At 31.9% G+C, this 13,794-nt stretch carries 9 protein-coding genes; 3 read left to right on the forward strand and 6 right to left on the reverse strand.

Translation table 11 applies throughout. The features are described from left to right. Positions 1 to 20: 20 nt before the first annotated feature. Positions 21 to 1,322 carry an MFS transporter gene (locus P7F85_RS10800; protein ID WP_002465862.1) on the reverse strand — a complete coding sequence of 434 codons (1,302 nt, stop codon included), beginning with the start codon at positions 1,320 to 1,322 and terminating at the stop codon, positions 21 to 23. Positions 1,323 to 1,559: 237 nt separating this feature from the next. Between P7F85_RS10800 and P7F85_RS10805 the strand changes: the two genes are divergently transcribed. Together P7F85_RS10805 and P7F85_RS10810 are read left to right on the forward strand one after the other, a co-directional pair. Beyond that, a complete protein-coding gene (locus tag P7F85_RS10805; RefSeq protein ID WP_002465890.1) occupies positions 1,560 to 3,620 on the forward strand; it encodes a Mur ligase family protein in 2,061 nt (686 codons plus the stop codon). A 1-nt stretch (position 3,621) separates the two neighbouring features. Then, on the forward strand, positions 3,622 to 4,572 hold the full coding sequence (locus P7F85_RS10810; protein ID WP_002465873.1) for a glycosyltransferase: 951 nt from the start codon (positions 3,622 to 3,624) through the stop codon (positions 4,570 to 4,572). 125 nt (positions 4,573 to 4,697) lie between these two features. On the opposite strand, the gene P7F85_RS10815 is transcribed toward P7F85_RS10810, so the two are convergent. The 5 genes from P7F85_RS10815 to tadA form a co-directional block, all read right to left on the reverse strand. Beyond that, positions 4,698 to 6,311, reverse strand: coding sequence for a hypothetical protein (locus tag P7F85_RS10815; RefSeq protein WP_002451103.1), 1,614 nt, complete (start codon positions 6,309 to 6,311; stop codon positions 4,698 to 4,700). A 132-nt stretch (positions 6,312 to 6,443) separates the two neighbouring features. After that, entirely contained in the window at positions 6,444 to 10,397 is a 3,954-nt protein-coding gene (locus P7F85_RS10820; protein WP_046464279.1) for an SdrD B-like domain-containing protein, read from the reverse strand. A 677-nt stretch (positions 10,398 to 11,074) separates the two neighbouring features. Then, complete coding sequence (locus P7F85_RS10825) at positions 11,075 to 11,641, reverse strand: NADPH-dependent FMN reductase (RefSeq protein ID WP_046464278.1); 567 nt, start codon at positions 11,639 to 11,641, stop codon at positions 11,075 to 11,077. A gap of 26 nt (positions 11,642 to 11,667) precedes the next feature. After that, positions 11,668 to 12,534 (reverse strand): Cof-type HAD-IIB family hydrolase, encoded by an 867-nt coding sequence (locus P7F85_RS10830; RefSeq protein ID WP_002451989.1) that lies wholly within the window; start codon positions 12,532 to 12,534, stop codon positions 11,668 to 11,670. A 77-nt stretch (positions 12,535 to 12,611) separates the two neighbouring features. Beyond that, positions 12,612 to 13,118: a tRNA adenosine(34) deaminase TadA gene (gene tadA, locus P7F85_RS10835; protein ID WP_002465558.1), complete on the reverse strand. Its 507-nt coding sequence runs from the start codon at positions 13,116 to 13,118 to the stop codon at positions 12,612 to 12,614. A 66-nt stretch (positions 13,119 to 13,184) separates the two neighbouring features. Between tadA and P7F85_RS10840 the strand changes: the two genes are divergently transcribed. Beyond that, entirely contained in the window at positions 13,185 to 13,793 is a 609-nt protein-coding gene (locus tag P7F85_RS10840; protein WP_002465565.1) for a deoxynucleoside kinase, read from the forward strand. Position 13,794 lies beyond the last annotated feature (1 nt).

Consider the following 13,794-nt stretch of genomic DNA (forward strand, 5'->3'; position numbering starts at 1 on the left):
ATTAGGAAGCACTGCATTTTTTATTTTGTCATATGCATTTTCTTTTCACCTGGTCTAACAAAGCACATTGCAATGATACTAATTAATGATGCAACCACTGCAGATACAAACATTGAAGAGTAGCCATAAGATGCTACTAAATAGCCTGTTAATGTTGGCGCAATGACCGTTGCAGTATTAACAAAGAAATGTGTAATACCACCATATGTACCTGTATTGTTAGGTGTTGTATCAATGATTACAGCCCAATAAACGGCATTAGGTAAGAAAATAAATGCGTTTCCAATCATCATTAAAATCATGACCGCTACAATACTATGTGTAAACGGAATAATTAAAAAGCATGTAGCAGCGCAAATCATACCTACTATTGAAAGTCCAGATCTCGCAATACGTAGACTTCCTGTCTTTTTTCTAAGCCAATCTGATAATTGACCACCGAAGTACGCTGTGAAAACTGCCCCAATCCATGGAATCATACCTAAATACCATAATGAATGGATTTCAAAATGATATTCATCCTGTAAATATTTAGGCGTCCAAGTTAAAATAAGAAAGTTAACATATTGGAAACCAAAGTAACCTAACATATTACAAATTAACGTTGTACTTGTAAAAAAATGATACCATTTTTCTTTAGATTGTTCTGTATCAACTGTCTTTTCGACATTTAAACTATCTTCAGTAGAACGAATAGATTGTAATTCTTCTTCAGAAATTCTTTTATTATCTTCAGGATAATCCGTAAATACCATAGACCAAATAACTACCCAAATTAGGCCTAATATACCTAGCAAGATAAATAGTAAACGCCAGTTAGAAATTGTTAAAAAACCTGAAACAATGGGTGCTGTAATTAATGCACCTAATGGCACCCCAATTAATCCTAATGCCGATAATAAACCTCTTTCTTTAGGTGCAGCCCAATTGGCATTGGTTTTACTAATTGTAGAAAAAATAGGCCCCTCAGCCACGCCAAACATGACACGCAACATGCCGAATCCTGCTAAAGCAGAACCTCCAAATACGGCTATACCTAGTTCACCGGCAAATGCCATAGCAATTTCTACTAATGACCAAGCAGTTCCTGCTACAATCCATACAAATTTCGGTCCTTTTTTATCCGCTGTAATACCCCCTAACAGCGAACCAAACATATAACCATAACCAAAATACCCTAGAATAGAGCCCCAAGCAATCGTATCAAAACCAAATTCTTTGATAATATCCTCTTGAGCGTATGAAATAGCACCCCTATCAATATAATTAATCATTGTCATGATGACAATCATCGTAATAATAAAATAGCGATAACGCTTCATTATGTCCCACCCCTTCATGAACTTTTACACTCGTTAGTAGTGTAGCACAGTTATAATTGGAAGCGCTACCATAAATAGTTAGAATTTTAAAATAATTAGAAAATATATGTACTATAAATCAAAAATTATTTGGAGGCATGGTATAATTAAGTAAGAATGGTTTAAAATATTACCTTGTCTGACAAACAATAAATATTAATAAAAAATAAAGTTCAAGTTACCTGTAGGAGGATATTTATGCTAACGATTAAAGATATATCAAATATTATAGGAGGAACATTATATGATATAGAAAATAATATCGATAGAGAAATCAATGATTTTGAAACAATATATGGCTTTGTAAAGTCAAAACATACTGCTTATTTTTCACCGAAAAAAGATACATGGTGGAGAGAATTAGGTAGAAGTAAAAACGCACCTGAAGGCAATGATTTAATAGATAAATCAAATCCTAATGTCGGATTAATTATTACTGAAACCTATGTTGAGGGCTTGGAATATAAAATACCGCAACTTATTGTACAAGATTCAATTAAAGCTTTTAAAACACTTGCAATATACATAAGAAATCAATATAAAAATCCAGTTATTGCTATTACCGGATCAATGGGAAAAAGTTCAACAAGAATGTTAACTGCATCGCTTTTAAAAGATTACCCTATTCAAGAAAATAGAGGTAATAATAATATCAGAGCTGCAATATATGCAAATATGTTAAAGTTAATCAAAAATCCATATTTTGCTGTAATTGAAACATCCTTAAATGCGATAAATCATAGAGAGAACACATCTTTATATCTTAAACCTGATATAGCTGTGATAACAGGTATTGGTGCTGCTCATTTTTCAACATTTAACAGTATTAAAGAAATAGCAGAATTAAAGGCTCGAATTTTTGCAGGTTTATCGGAAAATGGCGTCGCAATCATTAACGGAGACACGATGTTTGCAGACTATTTAATAGATCAAGCACATCAATACACTCAAAATGTTCAGACATATTCAATTGGAAATTCTTTAGATTCAACTCTTAAACCTGCTCAAATCACATATTTAAAAGGTGCTATTAAAATTGAAATTGAAGTCAATGGTGAAAGATGCAATTATCAAATTAATACATTTAGTGATGGTATGATTTCTAACACCTTAGCCGCTATACTCATACTCAAAAATTTAAATATACCAGTAAAAGCTGAATACCTTTATAACTTCGAACCATTCTCTAAAATATTAAAAATGAAAGAAATTCAAACACCAACACATAAAACAACATTAATTGATGATACTCATAACGCATCACTACCTGCCATGATAAATGCAATCAAAGCTTTTGATACTCAAACAGAATTTTTTAAAGGAAATAAAATTATTGCATTAGGTAAAATTAATGATCTTGGCCATAAATCAAGAGATACTCATCAAGAGCTTATTCCTTATTTATCTAATTCAAATGCAGATTATATTCTATGCTTAGATGATGATTTAAGACCTGTTGTTAATAAAATTAAAAATAAACATATCACTTATTATCCTAATAAGGAATTAATGATAAATGATTTAAAATATTTGTGTAATGAAGATTCTGTAGTTCTATTAAAATCTTCTAGTGGCGGAACTCAATTCCCAGAAGTTGCTAAAACCTTGCCAAATATTTTAGCTAAAACGAAATTAGAAGCTAATTTTAAAGATTTATTCTCAGCAATCAGTAATAATGGCAAAAGTTATATCATTGTAAATAATGATACCAATGAAATCGAAGAACAATTTAATGTTGAGAATTCCATGACAATAGAGGGTATGGGCCCTTTAGTTTATTATATGAATGCTATTGACGTGCAAGTACCAAATGAAGAATTACAATTAAAAGAATGGGTCACAAATAATTCGAACTTCTTTACTGGTAAAACAATAAATGTATATGAACTATTAACATCAATGTCTAAAGGCCCCCATCCATCCGAATCCTATGAATTAGCTGATTATTTATTCAAAAATTTCGCGAATCGAAAAAAATATACAAATTCCATTATAGCAAATTATAACTTAAGTGATTCTATCGCCACTAATCTAACTGGAAGATTTAGAGTTAAAGAAAGACAAAGTTTTACAGTATCAGATTTACTTAGTATTTATAATGATTATAAATATGATTTATTTAAATTTAATAATGCTTTTATTATTGGGCTAAAATATAAAAGTGGATTTATTCGCGGATTTAATAAAACTATTATTTTTACATCTTTTAACGACATAAATGAAGCTAAAAATCTTCTTAATGATAATGGAGGGAACTAACTTGAATCAAAATATTGAAATCTCAATCATCATTCCTTTATATAATAGAGAAAAATCTATTGAACGTTTACTTAAAAAAATAAGTGAACAAGAATATGATTTACAAAAAATAGAAGTAATTGTATCTGATGATAAATCTACAGATCAATCTTTAGAAATAGCTAAAACTTATAACCAATATATACCTAACTTAGTAATATTAGAAAGTACTAAAAACTCTGGTGGCGCTTCGGTTCCAAGGAATAAGGCTTTAGAAGTAGCTCAGGGAAAATGGATATTATTTATTGATTCTGATGACTATATCACCACTAATGCTCTAAAAAATGCAATGAATATAGCTAAAAATACAAATGACGATATGATATGTATGCCTTACTTTAGAGATGCAAATAGTAACAGACCTATAAGCCGTTCTGCATTTTGTTATAAAGAAACAAAATCAAATTTAAAATTTGAAAATACTAAGTTATATAATACTTTAAATGTCATTGGGAAATTAATTAAACGCTCAATTGTTGAAGATTATAATATTCGTTTTCCAGAAGGTATAAAAGTAAGAGAAGACAATTGGTTTTTAATGCAAGTTTATAGTGTCTTAAATACTATCACTATTTTAGGTTATGAAAATGATTATTATTTTTATGAAACTCAAGACGAGGTCGCATTAACTAATTCGTCCACTCCACCTAGAGATGCTGTTAAAATATATGTAGCAGTATATGATTTTATTTTAAATAAAACCACTATGTCTACAAATAGAAAACAAGATTTACTAACGATTTTTCTAAATAGATATGTTGATATGATTCAAAGAGGACAGTATGCACCAATGCGTTTATTTAAACATTCTAAAACAACTTTAATTAAATTGTTACGCAACCCCTTTATTTCAGAAAAATCAATTACTTTTATTGAAAATCTATTTTTAGGTAAATATGACAAGTATCAATAGATTTTATGTATATTTTAATACTATACAAAAATTAAAAAGGAAATATCTACCGCAATGAGATAGATATTTCCTTTAATTATAATAATCAATCCTATACAGAACTAATAAACAATTTCTCTTTAATATTACTTAAAAGCTTTTTGATATTGAACATAACCAGAAACATAATGTTCTATATCATCAATTCTAACTCTATAACCGTGATGTTTTATGAAGAAACTACCTAATATTCTAGCTGGATTTTTAAAATACATAGCTAATTCTGGATAGAAAAAGCCTGTTCTTTGATAATCTGCTCTTATATGGATAATATCAATTAATTTCTGTTCATCTATTAATGATTCGACTAATTCTTCATGTCCTTCTTGTTTGGCTTTTTGAATCAATCTATATGTGGCCATTAACATTTCTAAAAATGTTGGGAAAGTAGTTTCACGATTTTTAATATAATCTAAATGCGTGCTTACATTTTTAATTCCAAACTCAAAATATTTAGCTTCTGGATTAATTTGTACTAGTTCATTTGTACAGTATCCTAACCAGTGGTCATGATATTTCCAATAATCTTTAGCAATAAATTGATCAACTAAACTTTTAACTGTATTCAACCATTGTTCATTATGGTCTTGTTGATATAGTCGCATTAATGCTAACGCTGCTTCACCATCATAATAAACAATTCTAAATTTCTCTTTAACAGATAAATCAGGATAGTTTAATACATGAGTAGTATCCCACGTATTTTCATCTATCATAGTTAATATGCCATTAGCTACCTTTTGTGCTGCTTCAAGGAATCTTTCATTATTGTGTTTTTTCAAATATTCACATACTGCAAATATAAATGATGCATTTTGTCCTAATTTAATCTCATTTACGTTTTTTGTATCATCAAACACATATGCATTGCCATTACTTTCATATATATAATTGTCGATGATATAATTAATAGCTTTTTCAGTTGAATTTAGTGTTTCTCCTAAATAGTTTAATCCTTCAATTAACGCGTAAGTAGATGATGAATGTCGTAAAATGTTATAAAATCCTATTTTTTTATCAAAATGTGGGAAATATCCGTAATTATATCTACCACTATCTTCCATCATATTATCTAAAAAGTGAGTACTACTTTTTATCAATTTATCTATCTCACTACTCAAATCATCTATTTTTCTTAAGCCTTTTTGATAGCCTTTCGAATGCAACTCATAAACTTCTTCGTCATCTAAAAAGTATGATTTAGTATAAAATTTAGTGACATCTTTCCCTTTATATAAATCCTCCGAAAATGGTCTTTTATAATTAGTATATTTACGCATATAGTTATTAATATTGTCTTCAGATAAATAGAACTCTTTAGTCTCTTTAGATGGTCTAACAAATGCATTTACATTAATTTCCTCAGGTAAAAAAGTGATATTCCAATTTGAGTCAAGAGCAATACCATATTCAATATAATTTCGTCTAGTTGTAATCAAGTCATTTTTCAGTTCATTAAATGGTACATTATTAAAATGTGTAACAATATCCACTTTAATCCATGTTGGATATACAGCTGCCTTTTTCTTGTATTTTTGACATAATTTATTAATCTCACGTTCTAAATAAGTAGTTTTCTTTAAAAGCTTCACCTGAGCTTTAACATTAGGTTTCCCTAAACTAACAAACGCATAACCTTCAATATTTTCTTTATCATTAATAAACTCTACTAATTTTCTTATTTTTCTTTCAATATCCATATTAACCTCCATATTACACATATATCATAATTAATTATATCAATTATTAATAATTTAGTGTAATTTTCAAATAAAACCAGGCCAAAATGACCTGGTTTTATCCATAATTATATATTTAACACAGATTATATATTACTTGTTATCTGCATCTTTTTTACGACGTCTACCAAATAAGAATAGAGATCCTAATGCTGCGAATAAAGAACCGAATAAAGTAGCATTGTTTTGATTAGAATCATCACCTGTTTCAGGTAATGCATCATCTCCGTGCTCTTTATCTGCATCGCTATCTGAGTCGGAATCACTGTCTGAATCGGAATCGCTATCTGAGTCGGAGTCACTGTCTGAATCTGAGTCGCTATCTGAGTCGGAATCGCTATCTGAGTCGGAGTCACTATCTGAGTCGGAGTCGCTATCTGAATCTGAGTCACTGTCTGAATCAGAATCGCTGTCTGAATCTGAGTCGCTATCTGAGTCGGAATCGCTATCTGAGTCGGAGTCACTGTCTGAATCTGAGTCGGAATCGCTGTCTGAATCTGAGTCGCTATCTGAGTCGGAATCGCTATCTGAGTCGGAGTCGCTATCTGAATCTGAGTCACTGTCTGAATCAGAATCGCTGTCTGAATCTGAGTCACTGTCTGAATCGGAATCGCTATCTGAGTCGGAATCGCTGTCTGAGTCGGAGTCACTATCTGAGTCGGAGTCGCTATCTGAATCTGAGTCACTGTCTGAATCAGAATCGCTGTCTGAATCTGAGTCGCTATCTGAGTCGGAATCACTGTCTGAATCTGAATCGCTGTCTGAATCTGAGTCGCTATCTGAGTCTGAATCGCTGTCTGAGTCTGAATCGCTATCTGAATCTGAGTCACTGTCTGAATCTGAGTCACTGTCTGAGTCTGAATCGCTATCTGAGTCTGAGTCGCTGTCGGAGTCGGAGTCGCTATCTGAATCGGAATCGCTATCTGAATCTGAGTCGCTATCTGAGTCTGAGTCGCTGTCTGAATCGGAGTCGCTATCTGAGTCGGAGTCGCTATCTGAATCTGAGTCACTGTCGGAATCTGAGTCACTGTCTGAGTCTGAGTCACTGTCTGAGTCACTGTCGGAATCTGAGTCGGAATCGCTATCTGAATCTGAGTCGCTATCTGAGTCTGAATCGCTGTCTGAGTCTGAATCGCTATCTGAGTCGGAGTCGCTATCTGAATCTGAGTCGCTATCTGAGTCTGAATCGCTATCTGAGTCGGAGTCACTATCTGAGTCGGAGTCGCTATCTGAATCTGAGTCGCTGTCGGAATCTGAGTCGCTGTCTGAGTCTGAGTCACTGTCGGAATCTGAATCGCTATCTGAGTCTGAGTCGGAATCTGAGTCGCTATCTGAATCTGAGTCGCTGTCGGAATCTGAGTCACTGTCTGAGTCTGAATCGCTATCTGAGTCTGAGTCGCTATCTGAATCCGCATCGCTATCTGAGTCTTCTTCGAAGTAACCATTATCTATTGTGAAATCATCATGATCTTTAATAGTTACATGTACATCTTCTCCATCAGCATCTTTATCATCATCAGTAGAATCTACTGTAGTTTGTGTTAAGTTTGCTGGTTTATCAAAATGAACAATGTAATCACCATTATCTAAATTATCAAAACGATATTTACCTGTTGAATCTGTAGTTGTTGTTTGAAGAACGTTACCATCTTTATCTTTTAATGTAACAGTTACGCCAGGTATTCCTTTTTCAGTATCATCTTGTTTACCGTCTTTGTTGGTATCTAACCAAACATAATCACCTAAACTATATTTTGGTGTTTTATAGAAACCACTGTCTAACGTCCAGTTATCTGCGTCTTTAATCACACCAGTAGTAGTTAAGCCATCTGAATCAACACTATCATCTGTACCAGCATTTGCTGTTGTTGGTGTATAACCTTCTGGTGTAGAGAATTCAACTGTGTAGGTTCCATTTGTTAAGTCATTAAATTGATATTTACCTGTTGAATCTGTAGTTGTACGATCTAATTCTTTTCCATTAGCATCTTTAAGGATGACGTATACACCTTGAATACCTTTTTCATCAGCATCTTGTTTACCATCTTTGTTCGTATCTTCCCATACGTAATCACCTAATGAATATTTCTTTAAATCTCCATTAGCAGTGGAAGACCCTGCAGCAGTCGAATAAGAGTTAGACCAAGTGTAGATTTTTTCATTAGTGTCTAAACGGTAATCAATTTTACCATTCGTATCATTTGCTGTATCTAGAGGATAGGCAACTTGTTCAATAATATATTGCTTATTACTACTTTTCGCACCATTTAATAAATCAACTGTAGCAGTTTGATTGTTATTACTGTAATTAATTTTAAAATTACTAGTTACGTCCTTAAGATTAGATGTATCTGGTGTAAAACTATCTACAAATTGGTTTTGATTTGTTACTTCATAGATTTTGAAGTTATTTTTAGTTGGATCGAATTTAAATCCAGTTAGGTTAGTAGTAAATGTTTCTTTCGTAAATGTTGATTTTGGTTGATTGATATAAGCTGTCATATGACGTGCTAATGTACCATTTTCAATATAATTTGTACTTGTAATGATAGGTGCATTCTTTTTATTACCATAATCCACAGTAATGTCTTTCGAATATGATTGATTACCTAAAGTGACTTGCATTGGATAAGCTGTTTTATCAGTTGTTGCATTTTCACGTTTAGCAAATGTAATTTGTTCAAAACTACCTTTAATATTATTATATTGATCAACGTAGTTAGTAAATGTATAAGTAGTTGAGTTAGTATTACTATCGTAGATACCTTTAGCAACTAATCCACCGTTTGCATCATATAAGTTCTGTTGTGTAGAAGGTAAACTTACTGAACCAGGACGGAAGTATTTTCCATATTGGAACGTCATTTGGTCTCCTTCATGCACATCATCATCAATTGTATAATCCGATTTTAATTTTAAAACGTCACTTGATGTAGCCCAGAACTCTTTTTGACCTGTTTGTGGATTTGTGTGTCCTCTATCAATAGCTATATCGATATTAGAAAAATGAACTTTATCATTTACATTTGTACCTTGTCTTACTGCTGCTAATTTTTTAATACCTAAACGATTAACAGGTTTTGGTGTTGATGTAGTTGAACGTGGTGTAGCATACGTTGTTGTTGAATCTTTTTTATTTGAATAATCTTGAGCTAGTGCACTTAATAATATTGTTTCATCAAGATGATTATAATCTAAATCTAAGTTTTCAACTTGAGCTTTTGCATCTTCTTTGCTTGTATTGTTTGTATCAGCAATATAGTTAGTTAAAGCCTCTTGTTTATCTTCAGTTGTTGCTGCATTTTGAACATCATTTACTACTGTATCAAATTCTTGTGTTGTAGTTGCTTGTGGTGATTTTTGAGATTGAGTTGTAGGTTGAGATGATTGTTTTGTAGTTGTTTCTTGAGAATCAGTTTGGTTTGATTCTGGAGCTTGATCTGTAGTTGTTTTAGGTGTTTGTTCTTCCGTTGTTACTGGTGCTTCTTTTGTTGTGTCAGCTTTTGGTTCTTCCTCTGTTGTTGGTGCTTCTTTTGTTGTATCAGCTTTTGGTTCTTCCGCTGTTGCTGGCGCTTCTTTTGTTGTGTCAGCTTTTGGTTCTTCCTCTGTTGCTGGCGCTTCTTTTGTTGTATCAGCTTTTGGCGCTTCCTCTGTTGCTGACTCTTCTTTTGTTGTGTCAGCTTTTGGCGCTCCTTCTGTTGCTGACTCTTCTTTTGTTGTGTCAGCTTTTGGTGCTTCTTCTGTTGTTGACTCTTCTGAAGTATTTGCTTCATTTGTTACATCAACTTGTTCAGGGTTGACATTATTGTTAGTTGCTTGTTCACTTGTTTGAACGTCACTTTTTTGTTTAACACTATCTTGAGAAGCTGTATCTTCGTTAGATTGAGTAGATTCTTCAGTATTTGTCTTCTCAGAAGCATGCGCTTCGTTATTACCAATACCGAATACTAATGTGGCTCCAACTAAAATTGATGCCGTCCCTACTGTAAAACGTCTAATTGAATATTTGTTCATTTTGTTTGGTAAAAAATCCATTCTTTTCTTCATTTACTTCCTCCTAGAAATCATTTTTTAATTATATGTAACAACCATATAAATCCTTTTAGTTGCTACCACAAATATAATACAAGCAATATTATTTTACAACACATAATATTTTAATAATAAAGTGCGTGTGCTTAGTATTTTAAAATAATTAAAAAAAATAATGAATAAAAACTAAAAATTACATTTGACAAAGTATGTAGTTTGAAAATTTGTCATAAAAATAATCCTTTTGAAAGATAAATGTCATATAGTTACGCTTAAAATAAAGTTTAATCGATTCGCACTATATTTTTATGACAAATATAACAATCAAAAGGATTATTGTTTAAAATATTCTAAACTTATTATCAAAAGTGTTTTATTTCTCAAAATTTATTCATTGGTTATATATATCACAAGGTATTATTACAATCCACTTAATTACCTTCAATGATTTATGAGAGTTATTGTATAATCTTTTTAAATGAATTACAACAATAAATTCGCTATAGAATTAAATATTTTAAATCTGTAATAAATTGAATTTTTACATAGATTTACTTATCAACAACAAAAAACTCAAACAAGTTTAATATAATGTAGATATTTAGAAATCAGTATATTTTCCACCTAATCTTTAATATCTATTTAATACTTGTTTGAGTTGATTTTAATCATTTTCTATTTTAGTTGTGCTTTTATTTTAAATGGTCATATGGACTATTATTTACGAAAGAAACAATTTGATCTACAAATAATCTGGCACGTAACTGGAATTCATCATCTTCTAAATATAATGTGCCATCATCTAATTTAGCGTAATCACTATCATGCGTAGCAATCTGTATAGGTACAGCTATGCCTAATAAACTTCTCACGATAATTCTTAAATGTGATAGTGGTTCAGAACTTACAATACCACCACTATTTCCAATCAATCCAACAGGTTTCATTTTAAAGTAATCCATATTCAAGTGGTCTAATGCATTTTTTAAAATACCTGAAAATGAACCGTGGTAATTAGGTGATCCTAATATGAAGAAATCCGCTTCCATAGCCTTACTTTGTAATAAATCAACATTATTTTTAATCTCTTCAGTCGCTTGTGTTGTCCCTGCAAAATCAAGTTGATGTATAGGATTTTTGGCTAATTCAAAAATCTCCAACTCTACATCATGTTCTTCAAATTGACCTTGTAAATATTGGGACAATGCGTGTGTATGAGATCCTAATTGTGCACTACCGATAATTGCTAGTCCTTTCATTATCTATATCTCCTTTGTCGATTGTATTATTTTTTCTGATCAATCAATTTCATTATAGCTTTACCAACACCGCTATTTTCATTAGTGTCAGTAGTGTATGTTGCAATTGCTTTCACTTCCGGTGCAGCATTTTCCATTGCAACAGGATAGCCAACACGTTCTAACATGGACATATCATTCAAATTGTCACCAAGCGCCATCACGTTTTCCATTTTTACACCTAAACGTTCTGCGATTGTTTCTAACGCAATACCTTTTTGGGCATCTGAGTGGGTAATCTCCAAATTTCCTCTTGAAGAAGACGATATAGCTAAGTTAGGTGACGTTGCAAGTTCTTGCCCAACACGATCCATTTTTCCTAAATCAGGATTAAAGGCTAACACTTTCATTATTAACTCACCAGGGATATCCTCTATCGCATCATAGCTATCAACAACTTTTAAAGTTCCATTATCAATACGTTTTTGAATACCATTTTTAATTTTTTCAACATCTGCTTTTTGACCTGCTCTCTCAGCAATATCAATATAAATATCCAAATCACGTTGTGGATCTTCAGTATAAATACCTCTATTAGTATAGATTTGGTAATAAATACCTTCTTCTTTTAATTTTGAAGTAACTTTGTGTACTAATTCATGATTCAAATGAGAGGTACTCATTATATTGAATGTTTCATCTCGAACCTCTGCCCCATTCAAGCAAATATAAGGCACTTTCAAATCTGTTTCAGCTACTGGTGTGTTAGCTTCATAAAATGCTCTTCCTGTCGCTATAACTACAGTAATACCTTGTTCTTGGGCATATCGAATTGCTTGCTGATTTTCTTCTGAAATTTCGTGTGCCGCGTTTAATAACGTACCATCCATGTCTGTTGCTATTAACTTAATCATTCGTTAACCTCGTTTCATACTATATAGTATTCATTATATTAAAGATTCGTGGATTGACAATGACTTACCTTACTACTCTATTCTAACAAATCCGATTCATGATTTAGTATAGCCCGTTTGTCGGATTTTTTCTTTTCTCTTAACTTTCTAAAGAAGTTTCTTAGTAAATCACCACATTGTTCTTCTAACAATCCACTTTCCACTTGTGCTCTATGATTAAAATCCGGTTGATTCAATAAATTCATTAAACTTCCCGAACATCCCCCTTTAGGATCTGCTGCGCCATATTTAATATATGGAATTCTACTCATCACAATAGTGCCTGCACACATCACACAAGGTTCTAGTGTGACATATAAAGTACAATCTTCAAGACGCCAACTACCTAATACTTTTGCTGCTCGTTCAATAGCTAAATGTTCAGCGTGGGCTGTAGGTTGTTGCAACGTTTCTCTCATATTATGTGCTCTTGCTATAACATGATTATTCTTAACAATAATTGCACCTATAGGAACTTCTCCTAGTAGTTCGGCCTTTTTAGCTTCTTCGATTGCAATTTTCATATAATATTCATCAGTTTCCATTCGTGTCCAGACACCTCACTTGTGTTACAATACTCACTGTCTATCTTAACATTTGGAGAAGTGAATATGAATAAACCATTTATCGCAATTGAAGGTCCAATCGGTGTTGGAAAATCTTCTCTTGCTCACAAATTAAGTCAATCCTTAGATTTTTATGAAGAAAAAGAAATTGTCGATGAAAATCCATTTTTATCTGACTTTTATGATGACATTTCAAAATGGAGTTTCCAAACAGAAATGTTCTTTTTATGTAATAGATATAAACAGTTTAAAGATATCGAGTCACTTCACAAAGGTATAGTAAGTGATTATCACATTTATAAAAATAAAATCTTTGCTAAAAATACATTAGACCGTCATGAATTCAATAAATTCTCACGTATATATGACATTTTAACCGAAGATTTAACAATGCCAAATACAATAATCTTTTTAGATGCAGAATTAGATGTATTAAAACACAGAATCGCTAAAAGAAATCGTAGTTTCGAACATCAAATCGAAGATGATTATTTACTTGCTTTGAAACGTGACTATCATACTTTTTATAGTTCTTTAAAAGATAGTGATGTTCAAGTATTACACATCAACACGTCAAATATGGATTTTGTCAATAATGACAAAGATTATCAAGAGATACTTACTCAGGTAAAATCAATGATTGGAGATAAATAAA

It is taken from the genome of Staphylococcus sp. aM (genome assembly GCF_052975125.1).

Coding starts and splice junctions, on each gene's coding strand:
- P7F85_RS10805 (WP_002465890.1), top strand. CDS start 1,560: ATGCTAACGATTAAAGATATATCAAATATTATAGGAGGAACATTATAT.
- P7F85_RS10820 (WP_046464279.1), bottom strand. CDS start 10,397: ATGAAGAAAAGAATGGATTTTTTACCAAACAAAATGAACAAATATTCA.
- P7F85_RS10815 (WP_002451103.1), bottom strand. CDS start 6,311: ATGGATATTGAAAGAAAAATAAGAAAATTAGTAGAGTTTATTAATGAT.
- P7F85_RS10800 (WP_002465862.1), bottom strand. CDS start 1,322: ATGAAGCGTTATCGCTATTTTATTATTACGATGATTGTCATCATGACA.
- P7F85_RS10825 (WP_046464278.1), bottom strand. CDS start 11,641: ATGAAAGGACTAGCAATTATCGGTAGTGCACAATTAGGATCTCATACA.
- P7F85_RS10830 (WP_002451989.1), bottom strand. CDS start 12,534: ATGATTAAGTTAATAGCAACAGACATGGATGGTACGTTATTAAACGCG.
- tadA (WP_002465558.1), bottom strand. CDS start 13,118: ATGGAAACTGATGAATATTATATGAAAATTGCAATCGAAGAAGCTAAA.
- P7F85_RS10840 (WP_002465565.1), top strand. CDS start 13,185: ATGAATAAACCATTTATCGCAATTGAAGGTCCAATCGGTGTTGGAAAA.